General features: G+C 70.9%; 12 protein-coding genes, 1 pseudogene and 2 CRISPR repeat arrays (1 of these 15 running past the window's edge). Of the genes and pseudogenes, 1 reads left to right on the top strand and 12 read right to left on the bottom strand.

What is annotated here, in order from left to right; translation table 11 throughout:
* A CRISPR array of direct repeats spans positions 1 to 1,678; the repeat unit is 29 nt; unit sequence GGGAACAGCCCCGCACGCGCGGGGACCAC (it extends 439 nt beyond the left edge of the window).
* A 127-nt stretch (positions 1,679 to 1,805) separates the two neighbouring features.
* The 11 genes from cas2e to ACZ4Z1_RS40415 form a co-directional block, all read right to left on the bottom strand.
* On the bottom strand, positions 1,806 to 2,171 hold the full coding sequence (gene cas2e, locus ACZ4Z1_RS40465; RefSeq protein ID WP_468491708.1) for a type I-E CRISPR-associated endoribonuclease Cas2e: 366 nt from the start codon (positions 2,169 to 2,171) through the stop codon (positions 1,806 to 1,808).
* Entirely contained in the window at positions 2,168 to 3,115 is a 948-nt protein-coding gene (cas1e, locus tag ACZ4Z1_RS40460; protein ID WP_468491707.1) for a type I-E CRISPR-associated endonuclease Cas1e, read from the bottom strand. Before cas1e ends, cas2e begins: the two co-directional genes overlap by 4 nt.
* Positions 3,112 to 3,834 carry a type I-E CRISPR-associated protein Cas6/Cse3/CasE gene (gene cas6e, locus ACZ4Z1_RS40455; RefSeq protein WP_468491706.1) on the bottom strand — a complete coding sequence of 241 codons (723 nt, stop codon included), beginning with the start codon at positions 3,832 to 3,834 and terminating at the stop codon, positions 3,112 to 3,114. Before cas6e ends, cas1e begins: the two co-directional genes overlap by 4 nt.
* Positions 3,834 to 4,598, bottom strand: a complete 765-nt coding sequence (gene cas5e, locus ACZ4Z1_RS40450; RefSeq protein WP_468491705.1) for a type I-E CRISPR-associated protein Cas5/CasD — start codon at positions 4,596 to 4,598, stop codon at positions 3,834 to 3,836. The genes cas6e and cas5e overlap by 1 nt, the downstream gene beginning before the upstream one ends.
* On the bottom strand, positions 4,595 to 5,809 hold the full coding sequence (gene cas7e, locus ACZ4Z1_RS40445; protein ID WP_468491704.1) for a type I-E CRISPR-associated protein Cas7/Cse4/CasC: 1,215 nt from the start codon (positions 5,807 to 5,809) through the stop codon (positions 4,595 to 4,597). The genes cas5e and cas7e overlap by 4 nt, the downstream gene beginning before the upstream one ends.
* A 139-nt stretch (positions 5,810 to 5,948) precedes the next feature.
* Positions 5,949 to 6,734: a type I-E CRISPR-associated protein Cse2/CasB gene (gene casB / locus ACZ4Z1_RS40440; protein WP_468491703.1), complete on the bottom strand. Its 786-nt coding sequence runs from the start codon at positions 6,732 to 6,734 to the stop codon at positions 5,949 to 5,951.
* A gap of 86 nt (positions 6,735 to 6,820) precedes the next feature.
* Positions 6,821 to 11,719, bottom strand: coding sequence for a type I-E CRISPR-associated protein Cse1/CasA (gene casA / locus ACZ4Z1_RS40435; protein WP_468491702.1), 4,899 nt, complete (start codon positions 11,717 to 11,719; stop codon positions 6,821 to 6,823).
* Positions 11,720 to 12,542: 823 nt separating this feature from the next.
* Positions 12,543 to 13,609: a CRISPR direct-repeat array (repeat unit 29 nt; unit sequence GGGACCACCCCCGCTGGCGCGGGGACCAC).
* Between the two features lie 406 nt (positions 13,610 to 14,015).
* On the bottom strand, positions 14,016 to 14,288 hold the full coding sequence (locus ACZ4Z1_RS40430; protein ID WP_468491701.1) for a hypothetical protein: 273 nt from the start codon (positions 14,286 to 14,288) through the stop codon (positions 14,016 to 14,018).
* On the bottom strand, positions 14,285 to 14,650 hold the full coding sequence (locus ACZ4Z1_RS40425; RefSeq protein ID WP_468491700.1) for a hypothetical protein: 366 nt from the start codon (positions 14,648 to 14,650) through the stop codon (positions 14,285 to 14,287). Before ACZ4Z1_RS40425 ends, ACZ4Z1_RS40430 begins: the two co-directional genes overlap by 4 nt.
* 420 nt (positions 14,651 to 15,070) lie before the next feature.
* A complete protein-coding gene (locus tag ACZ4Z1_RS40420; protein WP_468491699.1) occupies positions 15,071 to 15,454 on the bottom strand; it encodes a hypothetical protein in 384 nt (127 codons plus the stop codon).
* Between the two features lie 567 nt (positions 15,455 to 16,021).
* Positions 16,022 to 16,276 (bottom strand): hypothetical protein, encoded by a 255-nt coding sequence (locus tag ACZ4Z1_RS40415; protein ID WP_468491730.1) that lies wholly within the window; start codon positions 16,274 to 16,276, stop codon positions 16,022 to 16,024.
* Positions 16,277 to 16,567: 291 nt separating this feature from the next.
* Between ACZ4Z1_RS40415 and ACZ4Z1_RS40410 the strand changes: the two genes are divergently transcribed.
* Positions 16,568 to 17,596 carry a site-specific integrase gene (locus tag ACZ4Z1_RS40410; RefSeq protein ID WP_468491698.1) on the top strand — a complete coding sequence of 343 codons (1,029 nt, stop codon included), beginning with the start codon at positions 16,568 to 16,570 and terminating at the stop codon, positions 17,594 to 17,596.
* A gap of 56 nt (positions 17,597 to 17,652) precedes the next feature.
* Here ACZ4Z1_RS40410 and ACZ4Z1_RS40405 read toward each other — a convergent pair.
* Positions 17,653 to 18,431, bottom strand: a pseudogene (locus tag ACZ4Z1_RS40405) (IS5 family transposase).
* Between the last annotated feature and the right edge of the window lie 300 nt (positions 18,432 to 18,731).

The following is an 18,731-nucleotide window of genomic DNA, read 5'->3' as shown; positions in this document are numbered from 1 at the left end:
CCGCACGCGCGGGGACCACAGCGGGCGGCCGTGGCGGCGGCTCAAGACCGAGGGAACAGCCCCGCACGCGCGGGGACCACGTCGGCCCGCAGGTCCTTGGGGCGCCGGCGTAGGGAACAGCCCCGCACGCGCGGGGACCACGGCCCGCACCCCGGCACCGCCATGACCGTCACGGGAACAGCCCCGCACGCGCGGGGACCACCGCCGTCGCGGTCGGTCTGGTCGTCGATGAGGTGGAACAGCCCCGCACGCGCGGGGACCACGTCGTACACCTCTGGCACCTTTGCCGGTTGGTGGGAACAGCCCCGCACGCGCGGGGACCACTGGGGAGCTCCCTGCGGATTGACCCTCGGTCCGGGAACAGCCCCGCACGCGCGGGGACCACGATGCAGTCGGCCGGCCTTGCACCCGCCATGTGGGAACAGCCCCGCACGCGCGGGGACCACCAGGGCGGTCCGCTCGATCTCCGTGAGTTCCAGGGAACAGCCCCGCACGCGCGGGGACCACTCGCTCGTCTTCACGAGCACGAATGTCACCGAGGGGAACAGCCCCGCACGCGCGGGGACCACCGCTTTCCGGGGCAGCCGGCTGCAGACGAGGAGGGAACAGCCCCGCACGCGCGGGGACCACCGTCCTGCCGAGCTGTACGCGCTGCGCCGGGAGGGAACAGCCCCGCACGCGCGGGGACCACCACCGTCTTCTTCGGCACGAATGCGCCGAGCTCGGAACAGCCCCGCACGCGCGGGGACCACCGATGGCGGCGGTCGGGCGGAGCGCCGCAGGCGGGAACAGCCCCGCACGCGCGGGGACCACTCGTCGCCCACGTCGAGGGTGCCGTCGATGTAGGGAACAGCCCCGCACGCGCGGGGACCACCGGCCGGGCAGCCCTCGCAGCCACCCCACGGCGGGAACAGCCCCGCACGCGCGGGGACCACGCGAGGATCGCGATGGTGTTCTCGATGAAGAAGGGAACAGCCCCGCACGCGCGGGGACCACCGGTTCACGAGCAAGGCGCAGTGGCGCATGGCGGGAACAGCCCCGCACGCGCGGGGACCACGCGGTGGCAAGCTGGGCGCGGACGGCGATGGGGGGAACAGCCCCGCACGCGCGGGGACCACCTTCAGTCAGTCATGGGCACCCGACAATCCAGCGGAACAGCCCCGCACGCGCGGGGACCACCAGGTCGCGGAGGAGGTGCGGGCGGCCACCGGGGGAACAGCCCCGCACGCGCGGGGACCACCCGCGATCCCCGAACCGGCTGTCCAGGCCACCCGGAACAGCCCCGCACGCGCGGGGACCACCCCCCACCGCTTTAACTGTTGCGTACGCACCAGGGAACAGCCCCGCACGCGCGGGGACCACCGTCGGCGTTGCGGCGACCGCCCGCTTCGACGGGGAACAGCCCCGCACGCGCGGGGACCACCTGTCCCGGCTCCCCTTGCCGCCCCGGCCGGTGGGAACAGCCCCGCACGCGCGGGGACCACGGGCGGAGGCCATGTCTGTTCCCTTTCTTGCAGTGGAACAGCCCCGCACGCGCGGGGACCACATCGTGGCGACCGCGAGCACCAGGCCCTCAGTGTGGAACAGCCCCGCACGCGCGGGGACCACTCCCGTCCGTGACGGACTTCCACGACGCGCTCCGGAGCACCGGGAACAGCCCCGCACGCGCGGGGACCACACGTCGTGACCAGCGGCTTTGTCAGGCGGGGCAGTGGTTTTTGCTTACTTCCAGAGATTCCGGCATACCCGGCATATGTTCAGGCATCGACAGCTGCTCCGCTCGTGCAGGATGTGGAAGGGGGCCACTATCGGCGGCCGTATTTGCGGCGTTGGGCGGCTTTGCTCCAGTTCTGTTTCGAGGGCTGAGGCGGGCGGCCTGTTTCCGATGGGGTGGTTCGGGGGGCTGGTCGGTGGAGGAGGGTGAGTCCTTCGTGGTCGGTGGGGTGCCAGGCGTGGTTGTGGGTGCGGAAGGTGAAGCCTTGTTCGGTGTCGGTCTGGTGGACGAGGAGGGCGCGGCCTTTGTCGGAGTACTGGCGGACTTCGTCCCACAGGAGGTCTCGGATGCGGGCGGTGGGGGAGCCGAGGAAGACGCCGGGGGAGATTTCCAGGAGCCAGCGGGTGAGGAAGCCGCGCAGGCCGGCGGGGCAGTTGGCGAGGATGATGACGGTCACCACAGCACCTCGTCGCCGTAGTTGCGGCCGCTTTCCAGGTGGGCATCGCCGTCGGATTGCAGGGTCACGCGGTCCTGGTCGTTTGGGGCGTTGCTGGTGTCGTTGTGGTGGAGGAGGGTTTTGATGTCGTTGACGCAGCGGTCGAGGAGGTTGGTGTCGTTGATGCGGGTGCGCAGGGCTCGGCGGGTGCGGGAGGCCACGTCGTCGAGGCCGTCTGCGGCGGCGTCGAAGGCTGCGGGGATGGCAATGTCGGTCTTGTAGAGGTCGGCGATGTCCAGGACGAAGGAGCGTTCGTGGCCGGAGTGGACGAAGCCGAGGGCGGGGGAGCAGCCCAGGGCGGTGACGACGGCGTGGGCGATGCCGTACATGCACTGGGCGGCGGCGGTGACGGCCTGGTTGGGGGCGTCGCCGGCGGCGAAGTTGTCGCGGTGGTAGTCGCGGCGTTTCCAGGGGACGCCGGTGCGGGCGGATTCGTGGCGGTAGCAGTCTTTGAGGCGGCGGCCTTCCATGGACAGCAGGTCCTGGCGGGAGCGGCCGGCGGGGTCTTCGTCGGGGAAGCGCAGGCGGTACATGGCGCGGGCGACCTCCAGCCGGGTGCGCCGGTTGGCCCAGGCGCTGGCGTGGGCTTCGGCCAGGGCCGAGGAGCGGGTCAGGGCGCGGCCGCCGGCGTAGAAGCGCACGCCGTGCTCGCCGACCCAGACCACGCCGGCGCCGCACTCACCGAGCACGGACATGGCCTGGTGGGTGACGCGGGTGCCGGGGCCCAGCAGGAGGGTGCCGATGGTGGCGGCCGGGATGTGGGTGGTGCCGTCCGTGTCGGTCGCGGTGATGGCGTTGTCGTCGCGGTGCACGGTGCACCGCTCCAGGTAGATGAAGGAGAGGCGGTCGCCGACCCGGGCCAGTTCGCGGGGTGTGGAGGTGCTGCGGCGGCTGACGGTGCTCATCGGCCGCCTGCCGCGGCCAGCGTCATCAGGCCGCAGCCGTAGGCCTTGGACTTGCCCAGGCCGTGGGTGAGGGTGCGACGGAAGGCGACGAGATCGGTGATGCGCAGCCGGCCGTCGAAGGTCACCCGGGTGAAGCGGACGTCCTGCCCGGCCTGTTTGGCCGGGGGGCGGCGGAACTGGAGCGGCTGCTGGTCGCGGACGATCAGCTCGTAGGCGTCGCCGTACTGCGTCAGTTGGCGGTCGGCGGGCTTGGGCACTATTTCGAAGCCTGCTTTCTCCTGGCGCTGGAGCAGCCACTGCATCTGGTGGCGGGGGGTGACGTGGGCGGCGCGTTTGGTACGGGCGCCCGGGGCGTCCTGGGGCTGGCGTATGTGGTGGACGGGGTTGGCGGTCAGCCGGAAGCCCCAGGTGTCCCCGGCCGCCAAGGCGTCGAGGAACTCGCCGTAGGCGAAGGTGGTCCAGCCGGGGGTTTCCAGGGTGGGCCAGCCGGCTTGTTCGACGAGGTGGGTCAGATCCGGGCGGGTGGGGCTGACGATGAACAGGGTGGTTTCCGCCTGGGAGGTGCGGTCCACGCGCCACAGGGTGCGGGGGCCCTGTCCGTCGCGGGGCGGGCGGTCGGGGAAGGCCATGTTGACGGCGCCGTGCATCAGGTGGGGGGAGCCGAGCAGCCGGCGGGCCTCGGTGCGGCCGGTGTTGACGCGGAAGCGGGTCAGGTACATCAGGTGGTCCTCGGAGGCGGGGGCGTCGCTGGTGACTCAAAGGGGAGGGGGGTGAGGCCGGTGGTCGGTTCGTGGGCCGGGGGCGTGTCGGAGCGCACGGCGGTGGCCTGCGTGCTGCGGACGCCGCGCAGCGCGTAGCGGCGGTGGCGGGGGTCGTAGCTCACGGGCGTGTCCCGCAGGGTGAAGTCAGGGACATCTCCGGGCGGGCAGTCGAGGAGCACGTCCAGGACTTCCGGCCCGGGCGCGGTGCCGTGTCCGGCGGTGTGCTGGAGCTGCTGCACGTACCAGCGAGAGGCCTGCCACTCGGCGTGACGCAGGGCCTCTTCCAGGGGGACCTCCTGCGGCGGGCCCATGGCCAGTGGCTGGGACGGGGGGCAGGAGCGGCGGCCGAGGTAGGGCAGATAGCGGGGGCACAGCAGCGCTTCATAGAGCTGGTGCAGCGGCTGGGAACCGCCTTCGAGGCCGGCGACGAAGACGGCGTCGGCCAGGTAGAAGCGTTCGGACAGCGGCATGGCCTTGCCGGAGTCGGCGTGGTGGGCGGTGTGGAAGTCGCGCAGCCGGGAGCCGGGCTGGTCGATGCGTACGCCGAAGCGCAGCGCGGCCAGGTCGGAGAGGTCCGCCTGGCGCGGGCGGCCCTGGGCCGCGGCGAGCAGGCCGAGCACGCCGCTTTTCGTCGGGGCGTTTTCGGTGCTGCGGCGCGCGAAGCGGGCCGCGGAGCCCCAGGCTTGCAGCGGGCCGGCGAGCCGCAGGAGCAGCACGCTCATGCGCCGGACTCCAGACGCTTGGCGACGGCGGCCTCCACGTCCTTGACCAGTTCCGCCAGCGTGACACTGGTGCCGAGGTCCTTGAGGGCCTGGGTTTCCTCGCCCACCCGCAGGACCCAGCCCTGCTCGCCGTCCGGTACATCAAACGCCTTCTCCAGCTGCGGCACATAGCTTCCCAGGCGCTTGCAGGCTTCCTCCAGGAAGCCGCCGTTCGCGCCCTGCGGTACCGGGTGTTCGAAGGCACCGACGAAGCTGACGGGGCGGCGGGTGCGGAGCTTGACGATCACCGCGGACGGCAGAGTGTGGTTGCCGAACGTGTTGATCTTCCCGGTGGGCAGCGAGGTGATGAACCCTTCGAGGAAAGCGGCCACGGCCCTCTGCGCGGGAGTCGACGGCGCCTCGCCCGTACGGAGCCCGCTGCCCAGGGTGCGGTGCAGCTCGTCGACGTCGACGGCCGCGTAGCGGTAGAGGGTGGCGGAGTTGAAGTCGATGGAGCCGATCATCCCGGCGCCCATTTCGGCGTCGGTGTTTTTGTCGTCGACCGCGGTGTAGTAGTCGGATTCGATCTCGGACTTGTGCACGCTGATCGCGTGGGCGACCTGTGTGGCGGCCTCCACGTTCAAGTCGGTGGAGTCGGCGACCATCCGGCCGAACAACGCGATGTCCACCGAGTGCCGGGTGTCGACCGCCTGCTGGGCAGCCGCCTTGTTCTCCTTCTTCTTCAGCGCCGCCTGGAAGCTCTTGAGGCCGTCGCCGGCATCCAGTTCGAGGGCCAGGGCGGCCAATGCGTCGAGCTGCCGGGTGCTTAGGAACATCAGATACGAGGACTCCGGAGCCGCGCCGTTCGTTCCTTCCCCATCGGCCTGGTCGTCCTTCGTCTTGCGTTTGGGCACTTCGACCTTGGAGCCGGTCGCCGCCCGAAGCATCTCGGCGGCCAGGCCGACGGCGTGGGCCGGACCCGTCGCCGGGGCCAGGGCCGTGATCCGCTCGGCCAGCACCTCGGCGACCTTCTTCGTGCGCACACCCAGCTCCGAGGGGGGCAGCAGGTCATTGAAGGCTTTGCGGGTGGCCCGCTTCCACGCCTGGCTGGAGACCCGTGCCCGCCGTACCCCGCCATACAGAGCGGATTTGGGGGTTCCGGTGTCGTCGCGGTTGAGGTTGCTCGGCGGGACGGTCTGGAGGATGTGGATGTCGACGATCGTGCGGCTCATCGAGGTCTTCCGTTCTGGCGCTGGTAAGTGGGTCGGGTACGGGCTTCCGCGGCGAGGCGTGGGCCTTGTGCTGGAGGTGGCGGTGCTGGTGCCGGTGGGACATGGCGACGCGATGCATCGGCCACTCCCCTCCGGTGGCTCAGAGGCCGGGGTCGGGCTCGTCGGTCTCGGAGAGAGGTGGTGTGTCTTCGGCGCTGTCCTCCCCATCGCCGCCCGACCGGGTCTGCCAGATGTAGGACAGGTACAGCTCCCGTCCCCAGGTGCGGCGCACGCTCGCCCGCAGATCCTCGTTCTGCCAGCGGCACAACTGGTCGGCGAGCCGGGCATAGTCGAGCGGGATACGTGCGGTGCGCAGCAGCAGTACCACTTCGCGCAGGCGCACGGCGAGCATGTCGAACGAGGTCGAGGTGCCGATACGGACGAAGCGCTTGCGCAACGTCTCGTTGAGTTCATCATCCAGACGAGGAGCGGAACGGGCTTGCTTCCGGCCCGGATCCGGCTCGCCGTCAGCGGCGGGGCTGGTGACCCCGCCGCCTCGGGCCAGGGCGCGAACCGCACGTCCCAGACTCCAGCCGGGCTCGTACATGGCCGCATCCCGTACGGACTGCTGATGCAGCGCCCACAGCGTGACCGCCACATGAACGGCGTCTTCCTCGGCCCGCGTGCTCACCTCACGCGTACGGCGTTCGGCCGGGTCAAGCAGCTCCGGCGGCGCTTCGCTGCCTGCCGGGTCGGCCCCGTTCGCTTCCCGCCGCATTTCCCAGACCCGTGCGAGGTCCTCCAGCCCGTCGATGCCCCAGATGTCCGGGGTCTCGTGCACGGTCCGGCCGGCGGCCCGACGCAGCCGCGCCAGGATCGCGACGGCAGCCGGGACATCCTGGCGGTAGAGATGCTGAAGCCGTCCGATGCAGCGCGCCGTGGCCACCTCTGGGGCGCTCCGCTGGTAGGTACTTCGGTGCGTGCGCTTGGAGCTTTCCGTTCGACGGTCTGCGGGTGGCTGCGGGCCGGTGGTCATAAGGCGGGCTCCGTCTGGTCGTCGCGGCGCACGGGTGCAGACTCCAGCACCGGCGCTGAGGTGGGGTCAGTTACGGATGACGAGGAGAGATGACCTACGGCCTGCGCATTGCCCGGCCGCACCACTGCGTCGGGCAGAACCTTGTTCAACCGCCGGCGGAACCAGGTCTCTGCGACGGCGTCATTGACCCAGGTCGGCCCGTACCCGGCAAGCTCGGTGACGCGGCCCTCCGACGCGACCGGGCCCGCGGAATCCAGCAGGTCCCGGCCGAGCCGGAGGATGCGGCGGCGCACCGTGGCCTGCCACTGCTTGCGGGCCTCCTGCGGATCGGAGTAGGTGGCCAACGTGGCCAGCCACTGCCGGTAGGGGCCACCCAACGTCCCGAAGCCGAGGTCGCGGGCGGTCTGTGTGGCGGGTGCCGCGTCGCTCCCGGCGGCGCGCGCCAAATTCCCGGCAAGGTGGCCCAGGGCGCGTACGGCTTCATCCGCGTCGGCGACGGCGTCGACCGCCGCGGTACAAAACGTCACGTGCTCCTGGTGCAGGAGCACCGCGGGCAGGACCACCGAGTCATCCACGATCTCGTCCACCACGGACTGCTGCGTACCGTACACGGCGCCGATGAGCCGCAACCGGATCAGCGCCCGCGGATCGAGGACGCCCTCGGTGGTCAGCATCGAAGACCAGCGCACGACCCCGGACGGCAGCGACACAGGCACCCCTCGCCCGCTGTCGTCCGTGGCGGCCCGGCGGGTGCGCAGCAGGCTGTCCAGGCCCCGCCAGGCCGCCCGGCTCGGATCGTGCTGCTGCGGCATGTACACCAGCGGACGGCCCTGCTTCTTCTCCTGCGCCGGGCTGCGCCGCCACCCCGACATGGGCTCCAGCTTCCACGGCGCGGACATCGCCAGCGGATCGCCATAACCAAGAACGACCCCCGTGATGGTGCCGTCCTCGGCGTGCAGCCGGATACGGCGGGACTGCCAGGTGTACAGATCCCGCAGCCCGTCCGGCCGGCTGAGATCCGAGGCCGCCCCGCGCGGCCCCGGACCGAACGGCTGCTCCCGCCGCCACGCTGGCCGGTCTTCACCGCCCGTGCCCGCGTGATCCGCCACCTCGACGATGCCCTCGTCGAGGGCGATGAGGTTCAGCAGCAGCGTCTCGTGAAGATTCGCTCCCTCGGCGAAAATCCCGCCCAGAGTGCCGGCCGACCCCACGCCCAGGGGATAGACCTTGCCGGCCTTGGCCCGGCTGTCCCTGGCCATGGCGGACTTGATACCAGAAGTGTCGTAAGCGTGGGCGTGCACCAGCCACCGGGCCGCCTCGGCATACGAGAGCCGGTCCACGCCCGGACGGCGCATGGCGAAGAACGGATCGCCGTTGGGAACGTCGGCGACCAGCCGGTTCAGCGAGGCGACCTCGTCCTTCTCCGTACGCAGCCCGCTCACCTGGAAGAACGGCCGCTCGGGGTGCAGAAGGTCGAAGCGGTCTCCGTAGCGGCGAAGGTAGTCCAGCACCGGAGCGAAGGGGGCGCCCGCCTGCCACAGCTCCTCCCAGCCCTCCAGGCCCGCCGGCCCGTCGAGGGCGTCGTGCACCACAGCGAGCAGCAGTCGCAACAGGGCCAACTCCTGTGTGGGCACGTCCCCTACGAGCCGCCGCAGCTCGCGGGTCTGCGCGAAGAGGTCATGCAGCGACAGCTCCACAGTGCCGCCGTCCAGGCGCTGTACCGGCAGCCACGGACGGGTGACCAGGTCGAAGGACGGCGGCGCCGCAGCGTCAGCCTGAGCGGTGCGGGACATCAGCGGGCCCGCCTCCTCTGCGCGCTTCCGCGTGTTCGAAGGATCGGCTGACGCCGTCTGACAAGAGGCCCCCTCGGGCACGGCCACTGGCGCCGGGCCCGACGCAGGGCTCGTAACCTCGCTGTCCGCTGCTCGCCCACGATCTTCTCCGTCCCCAGGCGGGGCTTCTCCCTCGACCGTTCCGCGCTCGCGTGCGGGTGCGGGTGCGGTCGAGGGCAGCACCCGCAGCCCGTCGTCCTTGCTGTAGCTGAGAACGAAGCCTGACAGACGGGTCTGACAATCCTCATCGAGAACGAGGAACAACTCCCCAGCCAGCCATGGGCATTCCTTCACCTGCCAGGCGTCCACCCGGAAGCGTTCCAGCTCCTCGATGGTCCGGTCGATCACCCAGGGTTTACAGAACTGCCAGGGCAACGTGATCGCGCTCGCCGCGGCGGCCTCGGCGGCACGCCGGCTCGGCAGGAAATCAGTGAGAAGATCCAGACCGCCCCGCCCGCCGTCCAGCCACGGCACGGTGACCAGTCGGCCGTCCCGCAGCCGCTGGACGACCAGAACCTCCAGGCTCTCCGGGCTGTCGCGCACCTGCGCACGCCCCGCCCGGCTGTCGTCCGCGTCCCCGGCATTGGCCTCCAGCCAGCCGATCACCGGCCGCCCCGCCCGCCGCACCGGCCCCAGAAGGAAGTCGCCGGCCGCTTCGCGTTTCTTCTCAAGGAGTCGAAGATGTTCTGCGCGGGCATCAGCCAGTTTCCCGGCCCACTCGGAAGGACCGACCTCGGTGCTCCCATAGACCTCTTGGACCAGCGGGCTGATGTGGTCCGGCAGCACCAGCAGATCACCGTCGAGATGCGGGGCCAGGGTCGCCAGTGTGCGCAGCAGGAGGTGTACCCCGTAGACGGATACCGAGCCTTGGACCGGCTGTGGAGGAGTGGATGACCAGTCGGCCACTCCGGTCACCAGGCACCGGGCCTGGGCCAGGCGCGGTGGCCGTACACGCGGATGACGGTGCAGGCGCCCCATACGCTGCAACAACAGGTCGACGGGCGCGAGATCGGTCACCAGCAGGTCGAAATCCACATCCAGCGACTGCTCGACCACCTGACTGGCCACCACCACGTGCGGCCCCGCCGGCCGGTCGCCGCCGGGACCGAACCGCTCCCGCAGCTCCGTGTCCTTGGCGGCCCGGTCGGCAGCCAGAAAGCGCGAGTGCGCCACGGTCACCGCACCGTCCCCGAACCGCTCCCGCAGCACATCGGCCGCCTCCAGCACTCGGTCGACGGTGTTGCGCACCACCAGCGCGCATCCCCCGTCCGCCAGCTCCGCTGTCAGCCGGTCGGCCAGCAGGACAGGATCGTCCTCCAACCGCTCCAGGTGCACGTCCGTACGGCGACCAGAGGCCGCCGCGGGACGCGCCACTTGGAGCGGGGCGCCGGGGGCGACTGCGGTGATCAGCGGGTAGACATCATCGAGCACCGATTCCGGCCCCAGTCCTTCTGCGTCCGTCGGCTGCCCTGCGTACGCGGCGGCCAGCGCCCGCCTGCGATCGGCCGGCAAGGTGGCGGAGAGCAGCACGACCGGCACCCGGTAGGCGGCGAGCCACTCCAACACACGGTCGAGATAGCGGCTCATATACGCGTCATAGGCGTGAACTTCATCAATAATGACGACCTTGCCCGCCACCGCCAGATGCCGCAGCGCCAAGTGCCGGCTCTTCAGCCCCGCGAACAGCACCTGATCAACGGTGCCCACCGCGAAAGAGGCCAGCAGCGCCTTCTTACGGCCACGCAGCCACCGATGAGCATGAAGCCCGGCGGGCTCGGCAGCACGCTCGGCACCGACCCGGTCGGGCCCGTCCAGCTCGACGGCGGCAATCGCCCGCCGCTCTCTGCGCATCATGCCCGCCCACACGTCGTTGAGCGCAGCCTTGGCATGCGCCAGAACGACAGAGCGGGGGCCGTCCAGCGGCAGCCTGTCCAGCCACGCCAGCAGACGCGGGAACATGGCATCCCCCGTGGCCCGGGTAGGCAGCGCCACCAGACAGCCGCCCGCCCCGGTCCGCGCGGCCAAAATCTCCGCGGCGGCGAAGGCGGCCTCCGTCTTGCCCTCACCCATCGGCGCCTCGATCATCAGCAACCCTGCCGCCAACATCGACCGCGCCATCCGCACCGCTTCCTCCTGAACCGGCCTGATCCGCGCCCCCTCGGGCAGGGTGAACCGCTGTGCGAACAGCGCCTCAGCCGCCTGCTTCGGCTCCTCCGAGGACCAGGGGCCTGGAAGGTCCAGGCCCTGCCACGCAGCCCTCAGGCGGCGTTCCTCGCCGACCGGTCCGGCCGGCTGCCAGGACGCCGGGTCGTAGGGAAACAGCTCGGGAGCGCTGGCGATCCAGTCAGCGAGAATCACGACAGCGGTCAGTACGACCTGTACCGGCTGCGGCAACCGGACCGCGCGCCAGGACGCCCATCGGGAGCCGGCGTCTGCTATCTGGGCGCACCCGTCCAGCAGTTCGTACTGCACGCGCCGCCACTCGGCCTCACTGGGACCTGGGTGCCGCAGCAGCCGCGGCCGGAGCTGCAGGTCATGGATCTGCTGGTGCTCGGGAGGCGTTCCGTGATGCCCGCCTGCCACGACCGCGAACTGTCCGGAGGCCCGCGGATTCAGGCCGTGCCGTGTTTCCAGCCACTCCTGCAGGAGCAGCTGCCCGGCCATCCCGTGCGGGGCGAGGCGGCGGTCGGTGCCGTACTCCTTGCGGGAGAGCATGTCGAGCCCGGCAGTACGCATGTCCTCAGCGAGGAGATCCACCTGGCAGGCGAAGGCGGGACTGGCCTTACCGATGTCGTGGGCGCCGGCGAGAAAGACGATGAGACGCCGGGCGTCCGCCTCCCCTTCGGGAAGAGCGTAGGCTACGAGCTTTTTCACACTGCGGGGCAGCCAGTCATCCCACAGTTTTCCGGCCACGGCTGCACTGTCGGCCATATGCCGCCAGAGCGGAAGCCAGCCGTCCGTCTTGCTGTCGTGCTTCGCCCACACTCTGCGGGCGGCAGATGACACCTGAGGGAACGCCGCTTTGCCGACAGGCTCAGTAGGACTCGCAGGCAGGTTGGGCATGTCATGGCCTTATGTGCAGCAGCTATTGCTGGGGAAAGGGGGCGGTGCCGGAGCCGGCCACGGTGGTGGCGCTGATGCCGCTCTGTGTGTACGAGGGAGGCAGTCCGCCAGAGCGAAGCCGACGCCCGGCACCGTTCGCGCAACGGCATCGGACGCACGACCTTTCACAGAGTTGGACGGAGCGGCCGGACAGCACCAGCATTGCGCACCGTACCGGCCGCGCACTGCCGAATCTTCCGGTCGACGAAAAGGCAGTGGGGCGGGGCCGCCTACTCACGAACACGACGACCTCGGCGACGGCTCCGCGATCTGCTGGATCAGTGATCCACCGCTCCGACACACTGCAGGAGCGGGCGACGAGGTATGGAGGTGTCGTGATGAGCGATCCGCTGCCTCCGGAGCGCGCGACACGGGCACGGCTGCCACAGGGGACTACCTGCGTCAGCTGGCATCGCTCTCCGGCCAGTCCTCTCAAGCTCTCACCATCATTGGGCCGCCGGTCAGGTCGCCGAGTTGCTGCTGTGTGACCAGCGGACCGCGGTACTGCGGAACCTCGCCTGTGGGCCCCGAGGTCTTGGCAGAAGCTGAGCAGGCCCGGCCTGTGCAGCTGTGCCGCCGCCACCTCCATCCTTCGCCCGCGGCCGCGGAGGCCGCTGCGCCGGGAGGCCCGCCAGCGCGTCGCCGAGCATCCGCTCGCCACCCGCACCAAGGCCTGGCTCGCCGCTCGGGCCCCGGCGCTGGCCGAGGAACCGGCCCCGTGCGGCCGGGCGGCTGTGTATGCGGCTGGGGCCGCGAAGGCCCGCGCGGCTCTGACCCGGCTCTCCGGACCACCCCCGCTGGCGCGGGGACCACCAGAGACCCAACGTCGATGTCCAGGTGCTGCCGGGACCACCCCCGCTGGCGCGGGGACCACCCGATGACCGCCACCCGGCGGTGCCGCCCGCCGGGACCACCCCCGCTGGCGCGGGGACCACGCGGTTGCAGGCCGCTGACCTGCATGTCCGTAGGGACCACCCCCGCTGGCGCGGGGACCACCCGGAGGAGGCCCAGGCGGTCATCGAGGCCGGGGGACCACCCCCGCTGGCGCGGGGACCACCAGCTCGTACCCCGCACGCTTGTTGTCGACGAGGGGCCACCCCCGCTGGCGCGGGGACCACCGGTCGCTGACCGCGGTCCAGCCTCCGGGCATGGGACCACCCCCGCTGGCGCGGGGACCACGACGGGGTGATCGAGGGGGCGCAGCTCGCGACGGGACCACCCCCGCTGGCGCGGGGACCACCACGGTGCTGACACCGTCGTTACTCACCAGCCGGGACCACCCCCGCTGGCGCGGGGACCACCTCATCGCTCAACTCGTCCTCGTCCGGCAGGAGGGACCACCCCCGCTGGCGCGGGGACCACCTTACGGCTCCCAGGCGAACTCACGGCAGCCTGGGACCACCCCCGCTGGCGCGGGGACCACAGGACGTCGGCCTTCTGCCGATTGGAGTTGATGGGACCACCCCCGCTGGCGCGGGGACCACTTCGGCCCGCAGCTCCGCGTTCTCGCTCTCCAGGGACCACCCCCGCTGGCGCGGGGACCACGTGGCCGACGCGTTCGGTAAGAACCTGGACGGGGGACCACCCCCGCTGGCGCGGGGACCACCAGGCCTCAGCCTCCTGATCCACCTTCGTGGCGGGACCACCCCCGCTGGCGCGGGGACCACAGGATGTACTTGGAAGCGTCGAGCGTCATCTCGGGACCACCCCCGCTGGCGCGGGGACCACCTTCGACCCCACACCCGCACCGCACACCGGGCAGGGACCACCCCCGCTGGCGCGGGGACCACCACAGCAGCGTGTTGCCGGAATCGAGCAGCCAGGGACCACCCCCGCTGGCGCGGGGACCACAAGGAGCTGACCTGGCCCTTTACCGTGCCGGGTACTGGTTTTTACTCACTTTCACAGAAACCGGCATACCGGACAGATTGCTTCCTCTGTGAACCCGTCCGGACGACCCGACAGTTCCCTTCGGCGTCGCTTCCTCCGCCTCCCCCCTTAACGACGGACATCGTCGCGCTTGGCTGCGGCCGGCTGCATGGCTGTCCTCCATGAACCAGCCTGCCGGGACGGGCGGTACCGCACCGTCGCTGCTTTCTGCGCTCTCCACACAAGAGAACCTTGCGTGACGCACCTCCGCATGGCCACTTGATGACCGAAGGCGGGGCCAGCCCCGCATGTGCGGGGGCCATCAACTCTCCTGAGAGGTCGTGCTTCCGAAGTGCGCTGTGGACCATTCGGTCGGGTGGGGCGGTGTTCAGCTGTGGCCGATGGCCGGGTTGGCCACGCGGACGATCGGAACTGTGTGCCAGCGCCAGTGCTCCATGTACCAGATGAGCCAGGGGCCTTCCGCGAAGACTTGCAGTTTTGACACGCCCGACTCCTCGGTGGGCGGCTCGCCCAGGTACTTGACGTTCGCGGCGTCGACCAGCCGCCCGGCGATCTGCTCGACTTCGCGTACGGCTTGTTCGGGCAGTCCGCCGACGATGTCGGCCTGGGTGGTCATGTACTCCCACGACCAGGTGCTCACCGGCCGGCGACCTCAGCCGCCGCGGCGTCCAGCAGCCGCTTGATCTCGGCAGCCGCCGAGCGGGCATCCTCCAGAGTCGCCGCCTCGCCCACGGCTCGCTCCAGCTCTCGCACCCGCGCCGCACGGGCCGGGTAGCGGTGCAGCGCGACCCACATCGCCCAGCGGTGCAAGAACGTGTGCAACGGAACGGTGCTGTCGGTCTGGACCGCTTCTTCCCATGCGGCGCGGAACTCCTGCTCGAACCGCACCGACGCGGCAAGATCAAGACGCTTGACCGCCACCCGCAGCGCCGCCTCCGACGCAGGCGGCAGGGGAAACAGAGGAACCTCGTCACCCGGTGACTCGAACGGCTGCGCACTCACCACAAACCTCCGCATAGTCCACAGAACACCTCACGGCCCCAGGAACGCCAGTCTGCCCCACCGCCGCACCCCACGACATACAGACCGTAGACCTGCCTGGTGGCGCGGCTCACCTCCGCCCGCGCAGGGACCATGAGTCGAGAGGAGGTAGTCGATGCGCCACCCGCGCCTGTGCGTGGACCACGACGAGTAGCCGACTTCGTGAAGTCGTTGCCCGGGACCACCCCGCGTGGGCGGGGACCACCGCCACCGGTTGTGGTCGGCCGACGGCACCTGGGGACCACTCCCGCGTGCGCGGGGACAGGGCGCGATCAGCGGTTTCATCCGGTGGGGTGCGGGATTTTACTGACTTCCGAGGATTCCGACATTTCCGCCTGAAGAGTGCGTTGGAGACGGGGGCGCAATGATCTGACGACGCTACTACGTGCTGGTGACGACAGGTATGCGTTGTTGCTGGGGCAGCCCGCGGTCGAGGGGCCGGCCGGCCTCGGCGAGACAACCGAACGACAGCGCACCCGCATCGTCGCCCGCGGCGACCCCGATGCCGATCTTCTGTCCACAGGAGACACACAGGCCACGGACCAACGCCGACGAGCCAACGATGCTGCACAAGCTCGCCGCCGGCCGCCCGAAGAAGCGTGACGGGCGGAACCCTCCGGGCTCGCCGCCGTACTGGCCCGGCTGATGGCCGATCGGGCCTGGGAGCTCCCGGCCGCCGGCGGCAGCGTCCTGGACCGCGGACCGGACATCGCCGCCACCGTTGCCCCGCAACTGCCCCACCATGTCACAGCCGTCGCGTTCCACCTGGAGACCGGGCAACTGGACCTCCGCCCTGACTGCTCGGCCTACGCCACTCAGCTGCGCCTGATCACCGCGCGGATCGTCGTCACGGCGAACAGCACGGCCGGCACCGACGCGGTGCGCACGGTGCAGCTCCTGCCCCGGGTGCCGCACCCGCGCCCCGGACCGCGCCAGCAGCCCCGGCCGCTGCGCCAACCGCTCAACAGGTCGGTGAAGACACGCGAGACGGGATCGCCCGGCTTCCGCCAGGCCCTCTCCGCACATCAGGAGGCGGCCCCGCGGCGCCGCCGGGTGGACCCGGCCATCGCGCAGGCGGTGCAGCGGCAGACCGCTGCGATGCGCACGCTCAGCGCCTGCGCCTTCCCCGAGCCCGCCTCGGACGATGTACCGGCCCCACTCGAGGCAGCCCGTGCCCAGCGCCGCCGCCAGGCCGCCGCCACCGAAGCCGCCGCTCTACGCAGGGCCCGGGCCGAACGCGCTGCCCGGAAGGAGAAGGTCGGTGCCGTGGAGGGGAGCACGGCACCGACGCGGGAGGGGCGTTTCAGGGGCATGGGCCCTGTGCCCCGTGCACTACTTCCGCACGCTGATGTGTACCTGGACGCCCCCTCCCACGGATCCGGCGGCGATGAGAGCGACACCCGCCTCCGCGTGACCGGTCAGGGTGAGGGCCACGCCAGCGGTGCAGGACAGCGCGGACAGGGTGACCTTGGCCCAGCCGAGGGCGCTCTGCTCGCGCGGGTGTTCCGCGGGCACCGCGTCCGGCTCGGCCGGCGGCGTCCCGTGCGCCTGCGGGCCATCGGAGGGGTCACTACTTGTGGTGGACATGGCAAGCCTTCGCTTCTGGTGCGTGCCGCAGCACGCGAGGGATGGGTCGGACGGACCTTGAGGCAGCGGGCAGTTAGCCGCGCAAGTCCCCTGGTCCTGCCCGGTGGCGCCCCCGGGCAGGGAGGAGACTGCACCCGGTGGGCGGCAGGTTCGAGTTCTCGCGAATTTGCGTCCCGGTGCTGATGAAGCGTCAGCATGGGCGGCTCGCGACGCCCGCTCAAAGGTCTCTGACCTGCGGTTTCCGTGAATCTGGCGGCTGCTGGCTGCTACGGAACCGGTTTTCGCGATGTCTTGAATGCACACCGCGGAACTGGTAGATGCCCCGCCGGTCGGCGGCCCTACACCGGAGCGGGGTTAGCTCCGCAACCTCGGCGTACCCGCGACGCCCACGTCCGCGCCCACCGCCCGGCCAACACCCCCAGGGCGCACAGCGGGGACTGGAAGACCTGGCTGCGCTACTGCGCCGAGACCGGCCTGCCGCCGGCCGCCGTCACCACCGGCACCCTCGTGCTGTTCACCGAGTGGTGCTGGACCCAGCCCGGCTGGAAGCGCGGCACCTTCAAGGCGCCGAGTTCCATCGACCGGCACCTGGCCGGCGTCGTGGTCACCGCCCGCACCGAGTACGGCCTGCCGCTGCCGCGCGACATCGCGGCCGAGGACCGCGCCCTGCTGGACACCAAGGTCCGCGCGATGGAGAAGGCTGACGAGCAGCGCGGCCGCGGGCCCGCCCAGGCCCTGCTGGTCCGCGACATGGAGAAGATCGCCCCCACCCTGCCGGACAACACCGCCGGCATCCGCGACCTCTCCATGATGACGATGCACTTCGCCGTCGCCGGCCGCGAGCACGAGCTGGCCGCCCTGCGCGACCGGCACGTCACCGAGGACGACGCCGACCGCGGACTCGTCGTCGACCTGCGCACCTCCAAGATCTGGCCGCGCGTCGTGCAGGTCCCCTGCGGCTCCCGCCCCCACCTGTGCCCGGTCCGCGCCTGCCGCCGCTGGCGGGAGACCGCCCGGCCCGGCCCGGACGACTTCGCCTACCGCGCCGTGCACTCCGCCGGCACCGTCGTCCTGGACGCCGGACTCGACCCGGAGTCCGTCGGCGACGCCCTGACCCGGATGGGCGAGCGCGCCGGACTGGCCAAGCGCTTCACTGGCCACAGCCCCCGCCGGGGCCTGGTCACCGAGTCCGCCCGCGCCGGCCACGACGACCGCCAGGCCGAGAAACAGGGCAGCTGGGCCCCCGGCTCGAAGGTCATGCGCAAGTACCGCGAGGACGATGAGGGGTTCGCCGAGGCCGCCCTGCACGGCGTGCTGTAGCGGTGTACACCCCCCTCCGGCCATGCCGACGGAACGTATGGCTTTAAAGGGTCCTTTCAGAAAGCTGGGAGCTTGCGGGCGAGGATCATGCAGTGAGCAAGTTGGAGGAAGGCGTTGTGCATGTCGTCGCGTGCTTCCCAGCGGACTCGCAGCCGACGCGGACCGTGAAGGTGAGCGATGGCTGCTTCGGCAACCCACCGGACACGGCCCAGTCCTGAGCCGTGCGGCTGCCCGCGGTGAGCGGTCTTCGGCACGATGCTCCGCTGCCGCAGGCGACGGCGGTAGACCTCGTGGTCGTAGCCGCGGTCGGCATAGAGGCTCCGGGGCTTGCGCCGTGGTCGTCCGCGGCGGCCCCGGACGGGCGGCACGGTGTCGATCAGTGGAAGTAGCTGCGTGATGTCGTTGCGGTGACCGCCGGTCAGTGACACCCGCAGCGGAATGCCGCCGCCGTCAGTCAGCACATGGTGCTTGGAGCCCGGCCGCCCCCGGTCAACCGGACTCGGGCCGACTTTTGGGCGGCTTCGCCCCCGCTTGGCCTGCACATGCGAGGCATCGATGGTGGCGCGGGAGAAGTCCAGCCGGTCCGCCGCCCGCAGGCGGACCAGCAGCACCTGCTGAAGGTCCTCCCAGACGCCTGCCTGCTGCCACTCGGCCAGGCGACGCCAGCAGGTCGGGCCGGACCCGAAGCCCAACGCGGCAGGTACTCCCACTGGATGCCGGTATAGAGCACGAACAGGTTGCCTTGCAGCGTCTTACGGTCATCGATCCGCCTGCGGCCCGGGTACCGGTAGCGCCGCTCGTGCTTGGGCAGCAGCGGTTCGATCACCGCCCACAGTTCGTCACTGACCTGGCAGGCCGGAGCCCCAGTGCTCGCCGGATTCCTGCTGTGCGGTCACTGCCGCCAGACGATGACCGCGGCCTCGGAGACCGGCGCGTACCAGTGCCCGGCCGACACGACGGCATAGGCTCGGGACGAACTGGACGCACCGCACGACACGGTTTCTCGATCTGCTGAGCCGATGGTCCGCCGACCCGGCACACGGGGGGGTGCCCCTATGGGTTTCGTCAACCTGTAGGGGCGGGCTGTGGGTCGTAGAAGGTGCCGTCGTGGAGCATGGCGAAGAGCACGTCGGCT

Source organism: Streptomyces sp. NPDC030165, from assembly GCF_055573595.1.
Note: the sequence above shows the minus strand (reverse complement) of the source record. Positions and strands in the feature narration are given on the sequence as shown.